Genomic DNA, 22,321 nt, shown 5'->3' with positions numbered 1-22,321 from the left:
TTGTATTTGAATATTAAAGGATTGGTGATGAAATTTTTCATTTCTTTGTTTGTTTTAGTGGCATCTTTATGGGCTAAAGAGATAGCTTATACAGATGAAGTTGTGTCGCTTTACCTTAATAAAGATGACACTAAAGTTACAGGAAGACTTTTGCCTACAAACGCTTTTGAGATTCTAAAAAGCGATAAAGACAGAGTTTTAATCAAGCTTGATGGATATGTAAATCCAAAATCTCCTTCTGTAATTTATTTTAACGATTCTCAAAGAATCATTGTTGCTGCTTTTTCCAAGAATACAAAGCTTAATTTCTTACAAAAAACTGCAGGGAAAAATGGCAAATGGGATAAAGTTAGTCTTGAAGTTTGGGCAGATAAAAAAGATTTTGCTAAAGACAACAAAAAAATGTTAAGTTATGCAAAAGATCTTTTTGCTAACAATTGCGGAATTTGTCACGCTTTACACCCCGAAAAAGAATTTACAGCTAATGCTTGGCCAGCAGTTTTTCGCTCTATGGCAGATAGAACGGGGATTGACAAAAAAGACAGATGGCTAGTAATACAATACTTACAAAAAAATGCAAAAGATTTTAAAGCAAAATAAAAAGGAAGGCTTATGTTAGATAGAAGAAAATTTTTAAAGGTTGGCGCAGCATTAACAGCTATTCCACTTATTCCATCTATAAGTGCAGCAAAAAGTGTAGAGGCTACAAAAGTTAGTTTTGGGCTTATTAAAAATGGTGAAGTTATCACAGCAGCTCACTGGGGAGCTTTAAAGCTTACTATTAAAAATGGCAAAATCGTTAAAAGTGAGCCTTGGGAAAAAGCCACTAACATGGATAACCCATTACAACACTACACTGCAGATATGGTTTATAAATCTCGTGTTAAATATCCTTATGTGCGCAAATCTTACCTTGAAGATCCCGATAATCCCAAACCTGAACTTCGCGGGAAAGAAGAATTTGTGCGTGTAAGCTATGATGAGGCTATAAAACTTATCGCAAAAGAACTCAAAAAAACAAGAGACACTAAAGGCACAAGTGCTGTTTTTGGCGGAAGTTATGGTTGGAAATCTAGCGGCAATATGCAAAATGCAAGAATCTTACTACATAGATTCTTAAATGTTACAGGTGGTTTTGTTGGTTCTACTGGGGATTATTCTACAGGAGCTTCTCAAGTTATCATGCCTTATGTAGTTGGATCAATTGAAGTGTATGAACAACAAACTTCTTGGGAAAATATTCTAGGAAATTCTAAATATGTTGTTATTTGGGGTGCTGATCCAATTTCAACTTTGCGTATTGCTTGGACTTCGTCTGATCAAAGAGGTTTGGCTTATTTTGAAAAACTTAAAAAAAGCAAAATAAAAGTTATTTGTATTGATCCAGTGAGAACTGATACAGCTAAATTCTTAAATGCAAAATGGATTTCACCACGACCAAATACCGATGTGGCTTTAATGATTGGTATGGCAAGTCATTTAATTACCAAAAATAAAGTTAATTACGACTTCTTAGATAACTATACTACTGGTTTTGATAAATTCAAAGATTATATTGATGGTAAAGAAGATGGTGTTAAAAAAGATGTTAAATGGGCAAGTAAAATTTCTGGTATCAGTGAAAAAACAATCAGAGAATTAGCAGAAACTTTCTATGATAATCCTACTATGATTATGAGTGGATGGGGAATGCAAAGAGCTCATTATGGTGAGCAACCACACTGGATGCTTATAACTCTAGCTTCTATGATAGGACAAATCGGCACCAAAGGTGGTGGTTTTGGACTTAGTTATCATTATAGCAATGGCGGTGTGCCAACTTGCAAAAGTGGTGTAATTGGCGGTATTAATGCAGGAAGCTTGGGAATTTGGGAAAATGGCAAATTCAAAGGCTTAGCTAAATCAAGTCAAGCAGCTGGTGGTGCAGAATGGCTTCAAAATGCTGCAAGTGCTTCTTTCCCGGTGGCAAGAATAGCAGATGCATTGCTTAACCCTGGCAAAACTATCGACCATAATGGTGGTAAAATCACTTATCCTGACATTGATTTTATCTACTGGGCAGGTGGAAACCCACTTGTTCATCACCAAGATACTAACAACAATGTAAAAGCTTGGAGAAAACCTAGAACTATAGTTGTAAATGAAATTTACTGGACTCCAACAGCCAAAATGGCAGATATTGTAATGCCTGCAACTTCATCTTATGAAAGAGATGATATTACTATGACTGGGGATTATTCTAATATGAATATTGTACCAATGAAACAAGCAGTTGAGCCAGTGGGCGAGAGTAGAGATGATTATGTGATTTTCTCTGACATCTGCAAAGTTTATGGCAAAGATGTATTTAATGCCTATACAGAAAATGGCAAAAAAGCAAAAGATTTCATTAAAGAATACTACAATAGTGCTTTAAAACAAACTCAAAGCTTTGGTGAAGTTTTTGCAACTCCTATGCCAAATTTTGAAGAATTTTGGACAAAAAATGAACCTATTACTTTTGATGCAACTGCAGAAAGTTATGAATGGACACGCTTCTTGGAATTCATAGAAGATCCAATCCTTAATGCACTAGGAACAGAATCAGGCTTAATTGAGATTTACTCTGAAACAATTAAAAATTACAACTATGATGATTGCAAAGCACATCCAACTTGGTTTGAACCAATTGAGTGGCTTGGAAACGCTACAAAAGAAGCACCTTTTCACTTGCTTACAAACCACCCAAAAGATCGCTTGCACTCTCAACTTTGCCACACAAGCTTAAGAGATACTTATGCAGTAAAAGACAGAGAGCCAATTTTAATCAACACTAAAGATGCTAAAAAACTTGGTATTAAAAATGGCGATGTTGTAAGAGTATTCAATAAGCGTGGAGAAGTTCTAGCAGGTGCAGTCGTAACTGATGATATTATGCAAGGCGTTGTAAGACTATGTGAGGGCGCTTGGTATGATCCTAATGAAAATGGACTTTGCAAATGTGGGAATGCGAATGTCTTGACTATGGATATTCCAACTTCAAAACTTGCAAATGGTAATATTTCTCATACAGGTCTTGTAAATATCGAGAAATTTAAAGGTGATCTTCCAGCACTTAGTGCTTTTGATGCTCCAAAGGGCGCTAATTAACCTACTTTTCAAAGAAAGCTCTAAAGCTTTCTTTGCATAAAAAATCAATCTTAAAATATAAATCAAAACACAAATTCAATTAATTTTGATTTATAAGATTTTTATATTAACTTTTTTAGATTCTTAAAATTGCGATAGTTATTAGAAAATATCAAGTATTAAAAAAATAGCAACACAGAAATTTTCTTAAAAATAATACGCTTTAAAGTATGTGCGGTTTTTAGCATTAACAGCTTTTTATTTGCTATCCTGCAATTTTAAAACAAACTCTCTATATTTCTAAAAGAAAATAATTCATAAGTTTTTTGAGTGGCGATTCTACCTCTAGCGGTACGCTCCAAAAATCCATTTACCAATAAATAAGGCTCGATAACATCTTCAATAGTTCCCTCATCCTCACTCATTGCTGCAGCAAGTGTGCTAAGCCCAATAGGACGCCCCCTGCTCTCACAAATAATTTTCAAAAAACGCAAATCTAATTCATCAAAACCATATTCATTCACCCCAAGCTCATTTAAAGCATATTGTGTTCGCTCTTTTGTGATGATTTCTTCCTCTGCTACCTCTGCAAAATCTCTCACACGCTTTAACAAACGCAAGGCGATTCTAGGCGTTCCACGCGAGCGCTTAGCAATCTCTAATGCCCCTTCACTAGAACATTCTTTTTGTAGCTTAATTGAAGCAATTTGTGCAATTCTAGCCAATTCTTCTTTTTCATAAAACTGCATTCTAAACTGCATTCCAAACCTATCTCGCAACGGATTACTAATCATTCCTGCTCTTGTTGTCGCTCCAATAAGCGTAAAACGCGGTAAATCAATCTTTACCGTTTGGGCTGCAGGACCACTGCCAATAATAATATCCAATCTAAAATCCTCCATTGCAGGATATAAAATCTCTTCAATAGCAGGAGATAACCTATGAATCTCATCAATAAAAAGTATCTCTCCTTCACTTAGATTAGTCAAAATAGCCGCTAAATCACCTGCCTTTTCAATCATAGGTGCTGCTGTAACTTTAATTGGTGCATTCATTTCGCCACTAATAATATGCGCCAAAGTCGTTTTGCCAAGCCCTGGTGGTCCAAAAAGCAACAAGTGATCTAATACATCTTTTCGTTTTTTAGCCGCTTCAATAAAAACTTTTAGATTCTTTTTAAGCTTTTCTTGTCCTATGTAATCATCCCAATGGCTTGGGCGAAGTTTAACCTCTTCATCACCCTCTAATTCCATTTTTTCAATTTCAACAATTCTCTCCAAACCTTCCCCTTAGTAACTCTCATTTATTTTAGGAAAATCTCCGTTCTTTACATCTTTTACATATTGTTGCACTGCTTCTCTAACCAACTTTGCTCCCTCCAAATATTGTCGCACAAATTTTGGCTTAAAGGCTTCAAAGAATCCTAGCATATCACTCCATACAAGCACTTGCCCATCAACATTTACTCCACTACCAATGCCAATGACAGGAATTTTTAAGTTTTGTGTAATCACTTGCCCAACTTCACTTTTAACCCCCTCCAAAACAAGACAAAAAGCCCCTGCCTCTTGGAGTTTAATAGCATCGCACAAAAGCTCTTGAGCTTCCCTCTCACTCTTCCCCTTGACCTTATAACCCCCCTCACTTCTTACTAATTGTGGCTTTAATCCAATGTGCCCCATCACTGCAATTCCATTTTCAACAAGCTTTCTAATTGTTTCATACATTTCTGCTCCACCTTCAATTTTAACCGCTTGAGCATTGGTTTCTTTGTAGATTCTAATTGCTCCTTGTAAAGCTATCTCTGGAGTAACCACACTCCCAAAGGGCATATCACACACTATAAGGCTTTGTTTGGCTCCATTACACACAGCTTTTGTATGATAAATCATCTCATCCAAACCAATTCCCAAAGTATCCTTTGCTCCAAAAAAACTCATATGCAAACTATCACCTACAAGTATCATATCCACTTCGCTATCAAAAATCCCTGCAAAAAGCGCATCATAGGCTGTAATCATTGTAATTTTTTCTTTATTTTTTTTCTCCAATATCTGTGTAATTGTTGTTTGTTTTATGGTAGATTGAATGCTCATTTTCTGCCCCCAAATAATCTAAAAACAAATTCTACTATATTTTCACATTAATTTTTCTTTGATAAAAACTTGACATTTAATTAAAATATCATTAAAATTTCAGGATTTGGGGCTGACATGAATTTCGACGGGAGTTAGATGGCTCTAGTTGCATACCGACTTGTGCTAAGTCGTAAAACTGGCTCTTAAATATAAACGCAAACAATTCAAATTACGCTCCTGCTTACGCTAAAGTCGCGTAAGTTTATTAACTCTTTTGGAGCTGTTTTTAGTTAAGATTCTAGCTATTTTCTAAAAGCATCATTTCTGCTAGATGCGGTTTTATCTACCTAGAGTAAAACTTAAGCTAAATAGGTTGCCTTGTTTATAGATTTTTGGGAGTTTTTATAGACAAGAAAGATTCTAAACCCAAGGAAGTATGTATATCAGCTGTGTTGGTCTAGTTTTCGGACTGGGGTTTGATTCCCCACAGCTCCACCATTTTATCTTTATTTCCTACAAGAGTCTTAAATCACTTAAAAAATCATTAAAGAATCAAAACAAAAATCTATATCGTATTCCTGCTTTTGTATTATCTTCTTGAATTCTATTATTCTCTCTTTGCAAAAAAAGCTTAATAGATTTGAAAGGCGAATACTCTACACCATAATTCCAAGTTTGCTCATTAACAACTTCACTATTCTGCACCACAGATTGCATTAAAACTAGATTTTGCAACAAAACATTTTCAACTTGATGTTTTATTCCATATTTTTCACCCCAATTAAGTGTTTGAGGATCTCTGGAGAATCCACCCACTAAAAGCAAAGAAAAATCTTCATATTCTAAAATCGGCAAATTCAGATTAAAATCTCCACCTATATTTTGATCATCACGCGTAAAATAAGAATTAAGATTAACTTTAAATTCCACCTTAGGTATATAAATCCCTGCTACATTATTTAGCTGCTCACTAAAAATAGGAGAAGCTGCTTTTAGAGTTGAATTAAAAACCTTATTACTCAAGCTATAAGCATCCCATTCAGCATTTTCATCAATAAGGCTCTTTACTTCTTCTTTTTCTTTATAAAAAGGCTGTTTGTAGTGCTTTGGTATTTTCTCTTCAATTACAGGCAAGGGAACCCCAAACATATCACCAAATTTCTTATAATTATTCAAAGGATTTTGATGATGAATCTCTTTACGAAGATAGTTAGATATTGCCGTTTCTTCCACTCCAAAGAGCATAACATTACAAAATAAAATAAGAATTAATCTAACAAATATCAAAAGTTTAAACTCTTCACTTTCAACACAAAAGCACTCAAATAATCTTTATGTGCTTGAATATCTAATTTTACACCTTTATCCAAAAACTCTTTTTTAAGAATTTTGACTTCCATTTTCTTAGCCAAATATTCCACTTGCGCTAGTAGTGAAAAAGAAACAAAAAGTGTTTCTTTGGATTGTGGAATATAGGCTTTAAGAAGATTCTGCTCTTGTGCTTGCAAAATAGCTCCTTTTGCCCCTTGGGTATAAGCGCGCACCAATCCGCCTGTTCCAAGCAATGTTCCGCCAAAATACCGCACACTAAGCAATGCACATTCTATCAAATCATATCCTCTTAGCACCTTTAAAGTTGGCATACCTGAAGTGCCTTTTGGCTCACCATCATCACTAAAAGATTCAACAATTTGAGATTGTGCATTGAAATATCGACTTGCTGTTACAAAATGCACTGCTTTTGTGTGTTTGGCTCTTGCTTCGTTTAAAAATTCTTCAAAACACTCAATAGGAATAAGAAAAGAGAGAAATTGCGAGCCTTTAGCCTCAAAAATGCTTTGAGCAACTTCGGTTGGATAATACAAATCCACTACTTCCCTCTTTTAAGATTCCCTTGTGAAAATTGTATAATCCTCTCTGGAATCTCATCTAAACTAACCACTTCACACACTGCTCCTCTAGCAATTGCTTGTTTAGGCATTCCAAAAACTACACAACTACTTTCATCTTGTGCAATCGTGTAAGCTCCATTGTCATAAAGTTCTTTAATTCCAATGCTACCATCATCGCCCATTCCTGTCATAATAATTGCCAAAGCATTTTTACCAACAACATTATTAACACTGCGAAACATCACATCTACACTTGGTTTATGGCGAGAAATCCTCTCTCCATCAACACTTTTGATAAAATAATCATTGCCTACCTTATCCAAAAGTAAATGTTTTCCACCCGGTGCAAGGTAAGCACAAGAATTATGCAAATGCATTTTTTCATTTGCTTCAAAAACATCAATTACCGCAAGGCGATTAAGACGATTGGCAAAGGAAGTTGAAAAGCCTTCGGGAATATGCTGAGTAATAACAATGGGTGGTAAATTAGGCGGAAGCATTTGAATAATCTTAGAAATCGCTTCCACCCCGCCCGTGCTTGCCCCAATAGCAATAAGCTTTTTCCCTTCGCTCCTGTAAGGATTAGACTTTAAGATTAAATCGGGATGATATTTTTCATTATGATTAATCACATTAATCCTTTATTTTAATAAAGGTATTCTGCCCTAAACGATCAACTTTAGAAGCCAATCCTAAAATACTTTCAGAATGACCCAAATAAAGAGTTCCACCAACTTTCAAACAATTAAAAAGCTTTTGCAAAATCTCCTCTTGATCGCTCACTTTAAAATAAATCAAAACATTACGACAAAAAATAATATCAAATTCATTTTTCCCAAAAGGATAAGTCTTGGCATACAAATTATGTTGTTTAAATTTAATAATATTTTTTAAGCTTGACTTAGCGTCCATTAAGATTTCTCTTTGACTTTTTGGCGTCATATCAAAAAAATCTTTTAACTCCAACCAAGTTGGAAGTGGATTTAAAAAAGTATCCACGATATATTTACCTCTTTTAGCAAACTCCAAAACTGAAGTATCAATATCTGTAGCTAATAAACTTATAGGGGTTTTGGAATGATAAATTTCTTTTGCATAAAGCAAAGTTGCAGCAATAGAATAAGGCTCTTCTCCAGTAGAGCTTGCCGAGCAATACACCTTAATAGGTTCACTTTCTTTGAATCGATGGGGCAAGATTCGATTAATCATATCCAAAAAATGGAACCCCTCGCGAAAAAAATCTGTTTTGTTAGTGGTAAAACTATTGATAAATTCCTGCTTAAATCGCCCACTCTTAAGCTGTATAAAAAAATTATCAAAATCATCTATTCCTAAATCACGCGCCAATTTATCAAGGCGATTTTTTATTGTAGAATCTTTATTACTTGGCAAATAAATCCCAGCCATCTCATAGATTAAATCTCGTGCTTTATCGATTTCATTGCTACTGATGAGTGGCAAGTTTCTTACCTTTTAAATAATTTTCTTTCCACTTAGCTACGCTTAAAGTATCAACTACTTGCCCTATGGCATTATATTGTTCATAATAATCTCTTACAAAAGCACATACTTCTTTCCTTAAGGGCATAAAATACCCCTCTTTATCCTTTAGAGCATACCTTGAGAGAAACTCTAGCGCATCTGCTTTATTTAAATAAATCTCAATAAGCTCATCGTAAGTTTGCAAATACTTTTCAATCAATTGTGGTATTTTTTCCTCATGAATCTCTAAAGCCACCGATTCAAAATTTCCAACATATTCCAAGATTCCAGCGCTAAAGAGAATATCAAGGTGTATCAATCCCTCACAATAATAAGGCAACACTTCACCCTCTTTTTTCCAAGCCATTAACCCAACAGCCCTTGAAATAGTATTAAACACAAGTTCTTTTAGTAATGGTTGATTCTTAGCAACAAAATAATAGGCTAAACCACCCATTGTAGCTTTAAACTCTTCAATATTCTTAAATTGACCACTTCTATTAATTTGCAATTCACTATCCAAGCTAACCCACAAAATATGTCCAAACTCATGTCCTATAGTAGAAATCTCATAAACTTTATACCAATCTTCTTTGCGATAATAAAGCATCTCGCGATTAAAATCCAAAAACTCTTCAGGAAAAGTTTTACGGCTTAAAAGCATAAAAGGTTTAGCACAAGAAATCTCCCATACTCTATCTGGAAAATAAAAAATCTTTTTGCCATATTTAGAGCTCACACTCTCATCATTTGGCACAACTTGCGCACTAAACAAACCATTTAGCTCTGCACCATAAAATAACAAAGGCTGCCCGCCATAACTTTGCGTTTTTGCCAAAGATTCTTGAACGCAAAAATCAATTTCTTCTTTATATGAAGTTTGTGGCATTTTTGCTGTATATTGAGAATAAAATTCCACAAAAGCCTCTTTATTGACTTCACTAGTAGAAGCCAAATCAAGTAAATCTTTTCCCTCATAGATTCTAGCGATTCTTAAATCCCACTCTGGCGCCACTGCTCTTCTATAATGATCTTCATAATACTCCAAAGGATGCCCCACTTGCAATGGCGTTGTGATTTTCATCCAAGCCCTATCCACATCACGCCAAGATTCTAAGAGTTTTGCGGTATCTTTTTCTATCAAAGCTTTTTGCAGTGTTTTAAAATATGCAAGATAAGAATCTTTTTGTTCAAATTTTGGGCAAACTTCAGGAATGAGCTCAAGACTTAAAAGCATTTTTTCAAAAGTAGTTTGAAATAACTCAAAATCCTCTTTAAAAAAATCTGCATAAGCGATGGCTTGATACGCATTTTCTTTTAATACAGGCACCGAGTAGCTTCTATCGCTTACTTCGCCATTTTGTGAAACTTCCTCAGCGCTCTTTAAAGCCTCAAGAATACTAGGCAAATTATCATTGAATTTTTGACTCAAATCTTTATTGATTCCTAAAATTAGTTTTTCTTGCCAATTTGCAAAAAAACTATTAAAAACCAAACCCACTTGATGAACGCTTGCTAATAATTCTCGTAAAAAAGGTGTTAAAAGATTCTCATTTCTAACAAATTCCAAAAGTTTTTGATGTTTTTTTACATAAAAATTTTCTGTGATATGCAACATTAAGGCACGAACTTCTAAAATATCCTCTTCCTTGAATTGAAGTTTATTTAAAATATTTAACAAAGCGCCTTCTTTTAGGGCTACAACTCTATCAATGAGTGCTAACAAAACTTCTTGATTATTGGGCAGTTTTTCAAAAACTGGTTTTAGAAATTCTGGAACATTACTTTTAATATTTTCATACAAAGCATTAATTTTTTTATTTTCTTCCTCTAAATAGCGATAAAGCCTAGCAATATCTAAAAGAATCTTATTCTCCATCTTGCTCTCTTTTATGATTCTTAACCACTTCATAAGCTGCATTGATTTTTTGTAGTTTTTCGGTGTAGGTTTTAATAATTGATTCTTCTAATCCCTTATGGTGCAAAATATCAGGATGATATTGACGCACTAAATCCTTATAAGCCCTTTTGATAGTCTCCATATCTGAATCTTCGCTAACACCCAAAGTAGCACAAGCTTCTTTATAGTCTTGATATGCCATTTCCCTAGAATAAAATTCTACAAAAGAATCATACAAAGCATTAAAATCATCATTTTGAATTTCCAAGTAAGCAGCAACATCTAAAATAACCTCACGCTCTTTTTCACCCAAAACCCTATCAGCATAAGCCAAACTCAACAAATATTCTACAAGTTTCAAACGAGTTTTATATTGCCCCCTGGTAAGTTCTGCATAAGCCAAACTCAATGTTTCAACATCTTCTGTGGTATTTCTAAAAATAGTATGCAGAATCTCTAAAATCTCTTGCTTTTGGTTCATTGCGCTTTGCAAAAGAATTGCTTGAGCAATATCTTCAATTGTGCTTTCCATTAACTCTTCTTCTAATTCACAAATCTTTCCATCGCTTTGTGCTAATTTAGACATCAAGCTAACCATAATCCCATATTCGCTTTTTTTAATCTTTTCTTCTTTGCTTAAAGCTTTATAGGGATCTTCATAATTTTGGAACTCTTCTTTAAAATTATGGTTAGAATCTTGTATTTGTGGGCGCTTATGAGGATTGGATAAATAATCTTTAAAATTAATAAACGCAACTGCAATAATAACAATAGTAATTAATAATAAAATTTCCATTTTACCCCTTAAAAATTATTTAAAAAATCCTTTTAGTTTCCCCATTATTCCTTCAGCAGCTAAGAATCCTAATTCTTGCAATTTAGCTTTAATTTCTTTAATCCCTTCTTCATTAGCTTCAACTTCTACGCTTTGAGAGGGGATATCAACTTTTAAGCTAGGATATTTTTGTCCTAAAGATTCTTGAATCTTATTAACACAACCTTGACATTTAATATTAATACATTGGATTTTCATAAAGTATTCCTAAAGAATGAAAGATAGTAAGTGGTGGGTCCTATAGGACTTGAACCTATGACCAATCGGTTATGAGCCGAGTGCTCTAACCATCTGAGCTAAGGACCCTTCTTTAAAAAATTTTTGGAAGCGTAATTATATACAAAATTATTCTTAAAAGCAAGTAAATGTTCTAAAAGCCCAAAAAGTATCATAAAAGTAATAAAACTACTCCCACCATAACTAAAAAGCGGTAATGGAATACCCACAACTGGCGCCAAGCCAATTGTCATTGCTATATTTACACCCGAATAAATAAAAACAAGCAGACCTGCACAATAAGCAATAACTCTTAAAAAATAATCCTTAACATCAATGCTCCCCATACTAAAAATATGAAAAATAAGAAACGCATACAAAATAAACAATCCTATAATTCCAACAAATCCAAAGCGCTCTGCAAAATAAGGAAAAATAAAATCACTTGTAGCAATAGGCAAAAAACGATAAATCGTCTGCGTGGCTTCTTCCTTTTCTTTGCCATCAAGCCCACCTGCCCCAACTGCGATAATAGATTGTCTTACCTGATAATCTGGTTCTTTAGAGATAAAATCTTCAATACGCTTTTTTTGATAATCGTGCAAATTGGCGTATAAAATAGGCGAAAGCAAACACATCCCAACAAGCAAAGTAAGCCATATTTTATAATTCACTCCAATCAAAAACAAAACTCCAAAACCCATAATCAAAAGCACAAGTGCAGTCCCCAAATCTGGCTGTTTTAAAATCAACACAAAAGGCAATAAAATATAACAAGAAAACTTAAGAAAACTAAAAATCCTATAACCATCTCCCTTGGGGGGATTCTTCGCAATTAAATGCGCTAACATCAAAATCAAAGCAGGTTTCATTGTCTCAGAGGGCTGAAAAGTAAAATGCACAAAAGGAATCTCAAGCCACCTTTGCGCACCAAGTCGCACATCACCAAAAAAATCTACCGCTACAAGCAAAACAATATTAACCCAATAAAATATCACAATCGCCCACGACATACGCTTAATAGGCAATAAAAAAGTTACTGCAAATACCAAAACTCCGATAAACACATAAACCAAAACTTTATCACCCAAAAAAGCATTATTTTCATTAATCAAAAACCACGATAACATTACAAGTGGGATCACTAATAAAGGTAAAGTAAAATCAAAAGATGATAAAATATTCCTATTAAATCTCAAAAGTCAAATCCATTTCTTTAAAAATTATGATGATAAGCTATTAAATTAAAGCTTTAATTTTAGCATAATTTCTAATAAAAAGAGAGAGTAAAAATTGCAAATAAACAAACAAAACAAGCACGATTCATTAACATTTTATGTCCAACAAGAAGAATCAAAAATGCGACTTGATAAATTTCTTGCACAGAAGCTAGGATTATCGCGAAATCAAATTAGTAAAATAATCCAGGAAAAACAAATCACCCTCAATGGAATTTTTATTCAAAAAAATGGCACTTCCCTTAATTATAACGATCAAATCACTCTGACTCTAACTAATAAACAAGCAAAAATAAAACCAAGCAATCTTAATATTCCTATTTTATATGAGGACGAGGACTTACTAATCCTTAATAAGCCCATTAACCTAATCGTTCATCAAACTCATCAAGAAGATTCTCAATACACACTGCAAGATTGGTTGCAAGAAAATAATTTTCCACTCTCTAATCTAGGAGATTCTTGCAGACAAGGCATTATACATCGCCTTGATAAAACTACAAGTGGCGCAATTGTGATTGCCAAAAATAATCACGCCCACGAAATTCTAAGCCAACAGCTCAAAAGCAGGGAAATGGGTCGTTATTATCTTTGCGTGATTGATTCACCCCTTAAGCAAAATATTCTTATTGATACCCCCCTTATAAGACACCCTAGAAATCGACTTAAATACATCCCCACTACAAAAAACACTCCCCTTAGTAAAGAAGCAAAAACCGCTTTTTATAAAATAATCAACAACAATAAGATAGAGTTAATTGGTGCTAAGCTTTTTAGTGGAAGGACACATCAAATCCGTGCACATCTCAGCAAAATACAACGACACATTTTGGGCGATGCTTTTTATGGCTACAAGGGAAATTACACCACTAGAATACTGCTACATTCTCACCTACTCTATCTCACACACCCCACTACCAAACAACGCCTAGAAATCTATGCTCCCTTTTGGGAAGATATGCTATTATTTTTGCACCAAGAATTTTATCCAACGCAAAATCTTGAATATTTCAAAAAAAACTTCAAAATTCCACTTGATCAACTTTATCATTCAAGTTTCTCAAATTCCTAACCCCTCTTGAAATATAATGTATTTTTTTGCTTTTTTATGCTATGATAGGCACCTTTCAAATAAACTTGACATAAATAGATAATTTTCAAAGGGTTTTTATATGGTTAATTTATCCTATTTTTCTAAGCTTGATTCATTATGGGCAAAGATTCTGCTCTTTTTTACTCTTGTATTCTTTAGTGCTTGTAGTAGCTCAAATCTTAATTTTGGCTCCACCCCTTCAATTAATCCAAATATCACTCCTCCTAGTAATATCCGCACACTTAGCGATGTTAATACCATTGCTTTTGAATGGAATCTTATCCAAAATCCAGAAATTGCAGGGTATTATATCTATCGCAAAAAACCGAGTGAGCAAAGCTTTAGCAAAATTGCCACTTTAGATTCTCGTTTTATTACGCATTATGCGGACAACAAGCTTGAATCAAACACTGAATACTTCTATCAATTCGCTTCTTTTGATGCACAAAAAAATATTTCACAATTCTCAGCCCCTATTAGTGTAAAAACACAATTTATTGAAGCTATTAATTATATTGAAGCCATCAGTAACTACCCGCGCAAAGTCAAGATTATTTGGAATCCTCACCAAGATACTCGCGTAATCGGTTATGTGATTGAGAAAAAAAAGACAAATGGACAATGGAGTGAATTAGCAAATATTAATAGTCGTTTGCTTGTAGAATACCTTGATACAGGACTTGAAGACAACACTTCTTATGAATATCGTGTTTTTGCTTACAATGCTAATAAAACCTATTCACTCCCTTCTAAAAGCGTTAAAGCTACTACCAAGCCTAAACCAACTCTAATTTCAAACTTTACTGCCACTACCAATGTTCCAAAGCAAATTATGCTCAAATGGGATCTTCATCCAAACCCAGAAGTAACCCAATACACTCTTTTCCGATCCAACTTCGAATCAAGCTTTTTTAGTAAACTTGCTACTCTCCCAAACAGCACCAATTCTTATCAAGATGCCATCAAAGATGATGGAAAACAATACTACTACAAAATCACTGCCACTGATAAAGACGGCATTGAAAGCCTTGAAGTTGGTCCCATTATGGGTATGACCTTAGGGATTCCAAGCACTCCAGTGATTACTTATGCGCAAATTGAAGGTAATTCTGCGGTTTTACGATGGATGCCTCAAGATGATCGTGCTACAGAATATATTGTTTATAAAAAAGATTCGCGTTTCTTTGGAGAAACTTTGCGTTACAACAAAGTCTTAACACCAGAATTTATTGATCGTGAAGTTACTCCGGGAGAAAAATATTACTATCGTGTTAGCGCTGTTGATGCCAACGGCTTAGAATCAAAACAAACACAAGAAATTATGCTTTTCTTACCTGCACAATAATGCCGCACTTTAAAACTAACTCCCTAGCTCTCCCAAGCCTTCCCTTTTCTCTAACAACTAAGGAGGGGAAGTTCTCATTTTTAGAGCTTTTTACTTCAGTCAATCAGCCTAATTTTTCTCTATTGCAAGTGCATTTTACCCCAAAAGATTCTCATCTTAAAAATAAAGATTTTTTTCTAGAAATCAAAAAAAATGAGCAAGAAACTATTGTTAAGTGCGATAAAAACTCAAAAATCGCCCCCATTGGCATTATCAAAAAATCCCTAGAATTCCTAGCAACCTATCAAAATTCACTTAACACCCACAATCTATATAGCAAAAATACACTCCACGCTAATAAACTTCCCTTTATTAAGCATATTGAAGATTTTTTAAATTTTGATTTGTTGCTTGCAAACCAAGTTCTAAAAAATCCTAAAATATGGCTTGAAATCGGCTTTGGTAGCGGAAGACATCTTTTATATAATGCCAAACAACACCCACAAATACTTCATATTGGATTAGAAATTCATTACCCCTCTTTAGAGCAAGTTGCACGACAAATTGAACTCTCTAATTTAAAAAATATTTTAATTCTAGCTTATGATGCGCGTATTTTTTTAGAGCTTCTTCCCTCTAATGTGCTTGAAAAAATCTTTGTGCATTTTCCTGTGCCTTGGGATAAAAAACCCCATAGAAGAATCTTTAGCGCACCTTTTCTCTCCCAATCCTCAAGAGTTCTAGTAGCGCAAGGTCATTTGCAATTGCGCACCGATAGTTTGGAGTATTTTAACTACGCAAAGGATTTGGCACTTGCTAATCCCAACTTTACTCTAGAGTATAGCAAAAACTCCCAAGAAGCTATCATTAGTAAATATGAAGCAAGATGGCTTAAACAAAAAAAGGATATTTACAATTTAGAGCTTTTTGCCACTCAAAATAGCCCCCAAATCTCACTAGATTACAACTTTGATTTTCCAAACAAAAGCCATATTCAAATCCCTTTTAAACCAATTCAAATTATCAAAGAAGACTATTTTTTGCATCTAGAAGACTTTCTGCTCTCTCCAAGTCATAAATTATTTAAAGTCTCTTTTGGGGATTTTAACTATCCAGAAACACGCTATATTTTAGAAGATTCCTCCTTGCACTATTTTAGGGAAAATCCACTCCCTACACAAATTAATCATCAAGCCCATCAGCTCTTAAAGGGGCTTTTAGAAACCCATTTTATAAAGGAAACTAAACAATAATGGATGCAATTATCAAAGCAGAAGGAATTAACCTAGGCTATAAAGATGAAATGATTATTAAAAATGCTAGTTTTAATATTTTTCCCCAAGAATTTGTTTTTATAAGTGGTCCTAGCGGAAGTGGTAAAAGCACCTTGATTCGCTCCATTTATGGGGACTTACCTCTTAAAAGTGGCTCTCTAGAAGTATGTGGAATGGAAATGTTTAAAGCCGGAAAAAAAAATATAGAAACTCTACGCCGCCACCTTGGAATTATCTTTCAAGACTATAAACTCATCAAAGACTTCAATGTCGAAAAAAATGTAATGTTGCCAATGATTATTGGAGGTTTCACCAAAGAATCATGCAAAGCCCAAACCGATCGATTACTCGCCCACATCAAACTTTCACACAAAGGCAATAAATATCCACTAGAACTAAGCGGTGGAGAACAGCAAAGAGTGGCAATGGCAAGAGCACTTTCGCACAATCCACTTCTAATTCTTGCAGATGAGCCAACTGGAAATCTTGATGATTATTCCAGTGAAGTTATTTGGAGTTTATTAAAGGGTGTAAATGAGCAGTTAGGAATCACAATTGTAGTTGTAACACACCGAATCCCAGAAGCATTTGGCATTAGATACCGCCATTTACATATTGAAGAAGGAGTGATTTATGAACTCTCTTAAAAATCATCTCTCGCTAATTATTCCATTAGTTGCCCTTCTTTTTGCTTTAGAGAGTATTTTGCTTGTTAATAGAACTCTTAGCGACTATGAAAGCAAACTAGGAAAAAACTACGCCATTGTTCTTGCTTCAAACAAGGAATTAAAACTACAGGATTTAAAAGAAAAAATCTCTGAAGCCAAAACTCTGACTCCTATTGATTCAAAAGTTATTTTAGAACGCCTAAAAGACAATATCAGTCAAGCTAATCTTATTGTTTTAAAAAATACTCTGCCTTATTTCTATTCTTTGAATCTTGATTCTTATCCTAGCACTTCTCGCTTAGAGGTTATTGAAAAAACCTTAAAATCCATTGATGGAATCATACGCATAGAAACTTTTACAAAAAGCCATAGTCAAATTTACCAACTCCTTTTAATCATCAATAGTAGCGTGATAATTTTTTCAGGCTTAATTGCACTTATTAGCCTACTTTTAATGTTTAAGCAAATTGAAATTTGGAAATTCCAACATTTAGAGAGAATGGAAATTATGACTCTACTTGGCGCACCTTTGTGGATGCGTTCGCAAATCCTTTTTCGTCTTGCTTGTTTGGATACCATTATCGCCACTGCTTTGGTTTGTGTTGGATTATTTTATCTCTCTCAAAACCCAACTTTACTTATTTTTATGCAAGAATTAGGACTAGATTCTGCAATCTTTTCGCCCTTTTATGATTCTGTTATTTTATTGCTTGTTGGCTTAAGTGTCTCATTAATCGCTGTTTGGATTGTAAGCTTACAGCAAAAGGACTAGTATGTTGCGATTGTTTTTTGTTTTTTTGTGTTTAATTCAACTCCAAGCTAACCAAGAAATCAATCAAAAAATCTCAAAGAACAAAACTGCCTTAGAAAATCAAAAGAAAAAAGAAGCACAAGTCAATCAAAAACTCCAAGAATTAGGCAAAGAAGTCAATAAGCAAAAAGAAGAACTTAGCACCATAGAAAATATCATCAAAGAAAGCGAAAAAAATATTTCTAAAAACAAACAAGAATATTCCAAGAAGGAAACCCTTATTAAAACGCTTTCATCTAATCAAGAATCACTCTACCAAAAACGCAAAGACATTGAGCTTGCCATTATTGATTTGGTAGCCAAAGATATCTCCTTTGCAATTTTACTTAATGATTTTCAACCAGAATCAATTAGGGATTTAATCACAGAAGAGAGTTTTAAAGTTTTAAATAACACCACCAAAAAAGAACTTGCCAATCTAAGCCAACAACAAACCCAAATCATACAAGACCTAAAAACTTTGCAAAAAGAAATCGCACAACTACAAAGTTTCATTGATTCAGAAAACAAAAAAAGAGCTAATCTAAAAGATCTCCAAGCCAAACAAAAAAAGGCGCTTAATGCTTACCAAAAAGAAATTGACAAATATAATCAAGAGCTTCAGCAAATTACCAAAGAGCGTGATAGTTTGCAAGAGATTCTAGTGCAGCTTAATATCCTAAAAAGTCAAGAAGAAGAAAAACGCAAAAAACGAGAAGAATTGGCAAAAACCAAAAATACCACAACCCCCAAAAGCACTCAAAGTGATTTTGATGTGCGACAAGTTGCTAGCTCCTACCACAACATTAGCACTACCAAATATAAAGGCGCTAAAACCATTGCACCTCTGGATAATTTCAAGATTGATAAGCGTTTTGGTCCCTACTATGATCCTGTATATAAAATGAAAGTTTTTAATGAATCTATTACTCTTATCAGCACCGGAGATGATAAAGTCAAAAGTGTTTTAGATGGGAAAGTTATCTTTGCTAAAGACACTCCAATTCTCAAAAAAGTTATTATTATTGAACATCAAAACAATATGCACACTATTTATGCCCAACTCGATAAAATCGCCCCCACCATCAAACCAGGGAGCATTGTCAAAAAAGGTTACACCATAGGAAGAATTAATAATGCATTAAAATTTGAAGTAACCTTAAAAGACAAACATATCGATCCTTTAGAATTAATTTCTGAAAAAAATTTATAATTTTTGCTACATTTTTTTGTAAAATATCCGATATACTTTTAAAATAATTTCATCTATCAACAAGGAGGTTATGGTGAATATTTCAGAAAATGGAATGAATATTGCTAGTATGCAAATAAATCCTTATCAACAAGGAAATAATGCAAGTCAAAGAAATAATGCAAGTCAAACAAGTTCTTCAGAGATTCAACAACAAAGGTTGCAAACTCAAGAAGAAAAAGGCAATACTGAAGAACAAAAACAAAAGCTTAATGAGTTAGCTCAACAGCTTAATAAAGAATTAAGCCCTTTAAACACCAGTATCGCTTTTAATTTTAGCGAAGATATTGAAGGGCTATACATTACCGTAAGCGAAAAAGACACTAATCGTTTAATTCGCAAGATCCCAAGCGATGAAGCAATGCAGCTCATGGCAAAGATGAAAGAAATTGTGGGAATGATTTTTGATAAACAAGCCTAAAAAGGAGAGAGTATGGCACTAGGAACACAATCTGTATTAGGAATCTCAAGCAACCTTACTTGGGATGTTATCGAACAAATGAAAGAACTTAATGTAAGCCAACAAATCGACCCAATCACTGAAAAAATTGAAAAAAATATGGAGCAGCAAACTGAGCTTACTTCATTGCTAACCATGATGACTTCACTCAATACGAGCTTTAAAAATCTTTCTGATTATAGCACTTATCAAAGAAGACAAGCAAGTGTAGAAGGTAGTGGAGTTAAAGCAACTGCTGGAGATGGTTTAGCTATTCAAGACATTACAATCAATGTTTCCCAACTTGCACAAAATGATGTCAATCAAGTTGGATTGAAATTCGCCTCAAGAGATAGTGTTTTTAGCAATGAAAACACAACTTTAGATTTTTATCACAATGGAACAAACTATAGCATTGATATCAAAGCAGGTATGACTCTCTCAGATGTTGCACAAAGCATCACAGATGCAACCAATGGAGAAGTAATGGGAATCATTATGAAAACAGGAGGAGACAACCCTTATCAATTAATGATTCAATCCAAAAATTCTGGTGCAGACAACAAAGTCTATTTTGGTAGCACCCTAGAAAGTGCCGCTACTCCAGGGGGTAAAATTACCGAAGGAAAACTTGAGATTGAAATTGGCAGTGAGAAAATCAGTGTTGATATGAGCAAAATCGGAAGCAAATATGGAAATACCGCTGAAGACAATGCAAAATTAATCGTTGATGCAATCAATAAAGAAATCAATACTAACACTAGCCTTACTAGTCTTAAAGATAAAGTCGATAAAGGCGAAATTACTATTGGCTTAAATAGTAGTGGCAAAGGCATTATGCTCAATGATTCTTTAGGAGGAGCGATTAATGTTACCACAAATGGTATTAAAGTAGAAGCTGCTCAAGGCACGAGTGCTGTCGATACAGACTTAGGATTTTCAAAAAAAACTGTCGGTAGCGATACAGGTCTTGTAGATATGAAAATTACAGCAGGTGCTCTTACAGGGACTTTTACAATCAATGGAAGAGAGTTTGATTTAAAAACCTTGACTAACACAGGTAATAGTGCGGAGCAAAATTTTAATTCTATTATGAATGCTATCAATAATAATGCGGATTTGAAAAAGGCAGGAATCACCGCTAGTGGCGATCCGAATAATGGAACTCTTACGCTCAATTCTAATAATGGGCAAACTATCAATATTGCTGCTAAGGGAGCAAATGCATCTGAACGACAAAAAGTCTTAGATTCTATTGGTTTAACAGCGGGATCTTACACTTCTAGCAAAAGCTTTTTAGAGAAAATGGACATTACCAATATCCAAAAAGCACAAGATGCTAAACTCACTTACAATGGTATCCCAATTGAAAGAGATACAAATAGTATTGATGATATTGTTTCTGGATTGTCTTTAGAATTAACTTCGGTAACCGAAACAGGAAAAGATGTAATTGTGAGAATCGCTAGAGACGATGAGGGAATCGCTGAAGAAATGAAAGCATTTGTAGAAAGTTATAATGAAATGTATAACAAACTCCAAGAACTTACCAAATACGATGAAGAAACCGAAATTGCTGGAGTTTTCAATGGAAATAGTGAGATTAGAAGTATCACAAGGCAACTTAATTCTATTATCAACTCCACTGATGCAAATCGAAATAGTCTTGTTAAATATGGTGTTTATATGAATGAAGATGGGACACTCACTTTTAAAGAAGATACTTTTAATACCACCTTCAAAGAAGATCCAGATGCAGCTGTAGAGTTTTTTAGAAGCTCTACCAAAACGGTCAAAGGCGAAAGTGTCGAGATTGATGGGGTTTTCACACAACTTAGAAATACAATGGATTCTTTAATTACAGGTAGTAATTCCACTCTAAAAATCCTAGAATCAACGCTTGTGAATGAGCAAAAAACACTCAATAGCGACAAAACTTCCACCCAAGAATCCATTGACAACAAGTATGATATTATGGCTGAGCGATGGTCAGCTTATGATCAAATGATTGCACAAATGCAACAATCTTCAAACACCATTACTCAGCTTATCAATCAAGCAATGAATTCTTAAAAAAATAAAGGTTAGATGATGAAAGGTAATTTAGCTTATAGTTCCTATCAACAAAATTCTGTCGCAGTCGAATCTCCTGCAAGATTAGTTGAAATGCTTTATGAGGGTATTTTGCGTTTCGCTTCAATGGCAAAGAGATGCATTGATGCTAATGATATTGAAAAGAAAATTTATTATATCAATCGCACAACAGATATTTTTGTGGAGCTTCTTAATTCTTTAGATTATGAAAAAGGCGGACAAGTTGCCCATTATCTAACAGGGCTTTACACTCATCAAATCAAACTTTTAACTCAAGCAAATATGGAAAATAGCAAAGAAAAAATTGATATTGTTATCAAAGTAGCTAAAGGCTTACTTGAAGCATGGAAAGAGGTGAATCAAAATGAATTGGCTTAATGAACTCAAAATAGCATATCTCAACAAAAATGATGCAAAAATTACAGAGTTGATGGCAAATACTCCTATTTTAAAAACTCGCGATGAAATGTTTGAAGCCTTGGCTGTTTTAGAGCAAATTGGAGAATACGCACGCGCCCAAAAAGCTAAACTTGCTGAAGAAATGCGAAAGCTCAAGCAAACCAAAAAATTCTTGCCCAAACAAGAAAGAGTGCAAAAACTTAATTTATCTTTTTAATTCTTTGTATTAAAATTTCTCT

At 34.2% G+C, this 22,321-nt stretch carries 22 protein-coding genes, 1 tRNA gene and 1 other RNA gene; 13 read left to right on the top strand and 11 right to left on the bottom strand.

The window, feature by feature from the left end; all coding sequences use genetic code 11:
* Positions 1-27 precede the first annotated feature (27 nt).
* On the top strand, positions 28-600 hold the full coding sequence (locus MKD52_RS04520) for a cytochrome C (RefSeq protein WP_242099398.1): 573 nt from the start codon (positions 28-30) through the stop codon (positions 598-600).
* 12 nt (positions 601-612) lie between these two features.
* Positions 613-3,129: a molybdopterin guanine dinucleotide-containing S/N-oxide reductase gene (locus tag MKD52_RS04515; RefSeq protein WP_242099397.1), complete on the top strand. Its 2,517-nt coding sequence runs from the start codon at positions 613-615 to the stop codon at positions 3,127-3,129.
* A 257-nt stretch (positions 3,130-3,386) separates the two neighbouring features.
* Here MKD52_RS04515 and ruvB read toward each other — a convergent pair whose 3' ends face one another.
* A complete protein-coding gene (gene ruvB / locus MKD52_RS04510) occupies positions 3,387-4,388 on the bottom strand; it encodes a Holliday junction branch migration DNA helicase RuvB (protein WP_112056791.1) in 1,002 nt (333 codons plus the stop codon).
* A gap of 9 nt (positions 4,389-4,397) precedes the next feature.
* On the bottom strand, positions 4,398-5,204 hold the full coding sequence (gene panB / locus MKD52_RS04505; protein ID WP_112056792.1) for a 3-methyl-2-oxobutanoate hydroxymethyltransferase: 807 nt from the start codon (positions 5,202-5,204) through the stop codon (positions 4,398-4,400).
* Positions 5,205-5,312: 108 nt separating this feature from the next.
* Between panB and ssrA the strand changes: the two genes are divergently transcribed.
* Positions 5,313-5,684, top strand: a transfer-messenger RNA (tmRNA) gene (ssrA, locus tag MKD52_RS04500).
* Positions 5,685-5,738: 54 nt separating this feature from the next.
* On the opposite strand, the gene MKD52_RS04495 is transcribed toward ssrA, so the two are convergent.
* From MKD52_RS04495 to MKD52_RS04455, 9 genes are all read right to left on the bottom strand, one after another.
* On the bottom strand, positions 5,739-6,419 hold the full coding sequence (locus tag MKD52_RS04495) for a hypothetical protein (protein WP_242099396.1): 681 nt from the start codon (positions 6,417-6,419) through the stop codon (positions 5,739-5,741).
* A gap of 50 nt (positions 6,420-6,469) precedes the next feature.
* Complete coding sequence (locus MKD52_RS04490) at positions 6,470-7,057, bottom strand: YigZ family protein (protein ID WP_242099395.1); 588 nt, start codon at positions 7,055-7,057, stop codon at positions 6,470-6,472.
* Positions 7,057-7,710: a CheB methylesterase domain-containing protein gene (locus MKD52_RS04485; protein WP_242099394.1), complete on the bottom strand. Its 654-nt coding sequence runs from the start codon at positions 7,708-7,710 to the stop codon at positions 7,057-7,059. The genes MKD52_RS04490 and MKD52_RS04485 overlap by 1 nt, the downstream gene beginning before the upstream one ends.
* 1 nt (position 7,711) lies before the next feature.
* Positions 7,712-8,539 (bottom strand): protein-glutamate O-methyltransferase CheR, encoded by an 828-nt coding sequence (locus tag MKD52_RS04480; RefSeq protein ID WP_112056795.1) that lies wholly within the window; start codon positions 8,537-8,539, stop codon positions 7,712-7,714.
* Positions 8,523-10,439: an invasion protein CiaB gene (gene ciaB, locus MKD52_RS04475; protein WP_242099393.1), complete on the bottom strand. Its 1,917-nt coding sequence runs from the start codon at positions 10,437-10,439 to the stop codon at positions 8,523-8,525. Before ciaB ends, MKD52_RS04480 begins: the two co-directional genes overlap by 17 nt.
* A complete protein-coding gene (locus MKD52_RS04470; protein WP_242099392.1) occupies positions 10,429-11,256 on the bottom strand; it encodes a DnaJ domain-containing protein in 828 nt (275 codons plus the stop codon). The genes ciaB and MKD52_RS04470 overlap by 11 nt, the downstream gene beginning before the upstream one ends.
* A gap of 15 nt (positions 11,257-11,271) precedes the next feature.
* Positions 11,272-11,493: a cation transporter gene (locus tag MKD52_RS04465; RefSeq protein ID WP_112056798.1), complete on the bottom strand. Its 222-nt coding sequence runs from the start codon at positions 11,491-11,493 to the stop codon at positions 11,272-11,274.
* 31 nt (positions 11,494-11,524) lie between these two features.
* Positions 11,525-11,601: transfer RNA gene (locus MKD52_RS04460), tRNA-Ile, on the bottom strand.
* A complete protein-coding gene (locus tag MKD52_RS04455) occupies positions 11,592-12,710 on the bottom strand; it encodes an FtsW/RodA/SpoVE family cell cycle protein (RefSeq protein ID WP_112056799.1) in 1,119 nt (372 codons plus the stop codon). Before MKD52_RS04455 ends, MKD52_RS04460 begins: the two co-directional genes overlap by 10 nt.
* Positions 12,711-12,804: 94 nt before the next feature.
* Here MKD52_RS04455 and MKD52_RS04450 point away from each other — a divergent pair, with 94 nt between their 5' ends.
* The 10 genes from MKD52_RS04450 (at position 12,805) to MKD52_RS04405 (ending at position 22,299) form a co-directional block, all read left to right on the top strand.
* Positions 12,805-13,821, top strand: coding sequence for an RluA family pseudouridine synthase (locus MKD52_RS04450; protein WP_242099391.1), 1,017 nt, complete (start codon positions 12,805-12,807; stop codon positions 13,819-13,821).
* Positions 13,822-13,921: 100 nt separating this feature from the next.
* Entirely contained in the window at positions 13,922-15,187 is a 1,266-nt protein-coding gene (locus MKD52_RS04445) for a hypothetical protein (RefSeq protein ID WP_242099390.1), read from the top strand.
* Positions 15,187-16,419, top strand: a complete 1,233-nt coding sequence (gene trmB / locus MKD52_RS04440; RefSeq protein ID WP_242099389.1) for a tRNA (guanosine(46)-N7)-methyltransferase TrmB — start codon at positions 15,187-15,189, stop codon at positions 16,417-16,419. Before MKD52_RS04445 ends, trmB begins: the two co-directional genes overlap by 1 nt.
* On the top strand, positions 16,419-17,087 hold the full coding sequence (locus MKD52_RS04435) for an ABC transporter ATP-binding protein (RefSeq protein WP_112056802.1): 669 nt from the start codon (positions 16,419-16,421) through the stop codon (positions 17,085-17,087). The genes trmB and MKD52_RS04435 overlap by 1 nt, the downstream gene beginning before the upstream one ends.
* Complete coding sequence (locus tag MKD52_RS04430) at positions 17,074-17,880, top strand: FtsX-like permease family protein (RefSeq protein WP_242099388.1); 807 nt, start codon at positions 17,074-17,076, stop codon at positions 17,878-17,880. Before MKD52_RS04435 ends, MKD52_RS04430 begins: the two co-directional genes overlap by 14 nt.
* A gap of 1 nt (position 17,881) precedes the next feature.
* Positions 17,882-19,111 carry a peptidoglycan DD-metalloendopeptidase family protein gene (locus MKD52_RS04425; RefSeq protein ID WP_242099387.1) on the top strand — a complete coding sequence of 410 codons (1,230 nt, stop codon included), beginning with the start codon at positions 17,882-17,884 and terminating at the stop codon, positions 19,109-19,111.
* Between the two features lie 70 nt (positions 19,112-19,181).
* Positions 19,182-19,571, top strand: coding sequence for a FlaG family protein (locus tag MKD52_RS04420; protein ID WP_242099386.1), 390 nt, complete (start codon positions 19,182-19,184; stop codon positions 19,569-19,571).
* Between the two features lie 12 nt (positions 19,572-19,583).
* The gene (fliD, locus tag MKD52_RS04415) at positions 19,584-21,662 is read left to right on the top strand and encodes a flagellar filament capping protein FliD (RefSeq protein WP_242099385.1); all 2,079 of its coding nucleotides are present in this window, start codon (positions 19,584-19,586) and stop codon (positions 21,660-21,662) included.
* A gap of 18 nt (positions 21,663-21,680) precedes the next feature.
* The gene (gene fliS / locus MKD52_RS04410; protein ID WP_112056807.1) at positions 21,681-22,061 is read left to right on the top strand and encodes a flagellar export chaperone FliS; all 381 of its coding nucleotides are present in this window, start codon (positions 21,681-21,683) and stop codon (positions 22,059-22,061) included.
* On the top strand, positions 22,048-22,299 hold the full coding sequence (locus MKD52_RS04405; RefSeq protein WP_112056808.1) for a hypothetical protein: 252 nt from the start codon (positions 22,048-22,050) through the stop codon (positions 22,297-22,299). The genes fliS and MKD52_RS04405 overlap by 14 nt, the downstream gene beginning before the upstream one ends.
* Positions 22,300-22,321 lie beyond the last annotated feature (22 nt).

The organism is Helicobacter sp. CaF467b (assembly GCF_022664765.1).
Classification (GTDB): domain Bacteria; phylum Campylobacterota; class Campylobacteria; order Campylobacterales; family Helicobacteraceae; genus Helicobacter_D; species Helicobacter_D colisuis.
Note: the sequence above shows the minus strand (reverse complement) of the source record. Positions and strands in the feature narration are given on the sequence as shown.

What these genes read in the sequence shown, in the direction of transcription:
- MKD52_RS04520 (WP_242099398.1), top strand. Translation starts at nt 28, where the DNA reads ATGAAATTTTTCATTTCTTTGTTTGTTTTAGTGGCATCTTTATGGGCT.
- MKD52_RS04515 (WP_242099397.1), top strand. Translation starts at nt 613, where the DNA reads ATGTTAGATAGAAGAAAATTTTTAAAGGTTGGCGCAGCATTAACAGCT.
- panB (WP_112056792.1), bottom strand. Translation starts at nt 5,204, where the DNA reads ATGAGCATTCAATCTACCATAAAACAAACAACAATTACACAGATATTG.
- ciaB (WP_242099393.1), bottom strand. Translation starts at nt 10,439, where the DNA reads ATGGAGAATAAGATTCTTTTAGATATTGCTAGGCTTTATCGCTATTTA.
- MKD52_RS04470 (WP_242099392.1), bottom strand. Translation starts at nt 11,256, where the DNA reads ATGGAAATTTTATTATTAATTACTATTGTTATTATTGCAGTTGCGTTT.
- MKD52_RS04465 (WP_112056798.1), bottom strand. Translation starts at nt 11,493, where the DNA reads ATGAAAATCCAATGTATTAATATTAAATGTCAAGGTTGTGTTAATAAG.
- MKD52_RS04445 (WP_242099390.1), top strand. Translation starts at nt 13,922, where the DNA reads ATGGTTAATTTATCCTATTTTTCTAAGCTTGATTCATTATGGGCAAAG.
- trmB (WP_242099389.1), top strand. Translation starts at nt 15,187, where the DNA reads ATGCCGCACTTTAAAACTAACTCCCTAGCTCTCCCAAGCCTTCCCTTT.
- MKD52_RS04435 (WP_112056802.1), top strand. Translation starts at nt 16,419, where the DNA reads ATGGATGCAATTATCAAAGCAGAAGGAATTAACCTAGGCTATAAAGAT.
- MKD52_RS04430 (WP_242099388.1), top strand. Translation starts at nt 17,074, where the DNA reads ATGAACTCTCTTAAAAATCATCTCTCGCTAATTATTCCATTAGTTGCC.
- MKD52_RS04425 (WP_242099387.1), top strand. Translation starts at nt 17,882, where the DNA reads ATGTTGCGATTGTTTTTTGTTTTTTTGTGTTTAATTCAACTCCAAGCT.
- MKD52_RS04420 (WP_242099386.1), top strand. Translation starts at nt 19,182, where the DNA reads ATGGTGAATATTTCAGAAAATGGAATGAATATTGCTAGTATGCAAATA.
- fliD (WP_242099385.1), top strand. Translation starts at nt 19,584, where the DNA reads ATGGCACTAGGAACACAATCTGTATTAGGAATCTCAAGCAACCTTACT.
- fliS (WP_112056807.1), top strand. Translation starts at nt 21,681, where the DNA reads ATGAAAGGTAATTTAGCTTATAGTTCCTATCAACAAAATTCTGTCGCA.
- MKD52_RS04405 (WP_112056808.1), top strand. Translation starts at nt 22,048, where the DNA reads ATGAATTGGCTTAATGAACTCAAAATAGCATATCTCAACAAAAATGAT.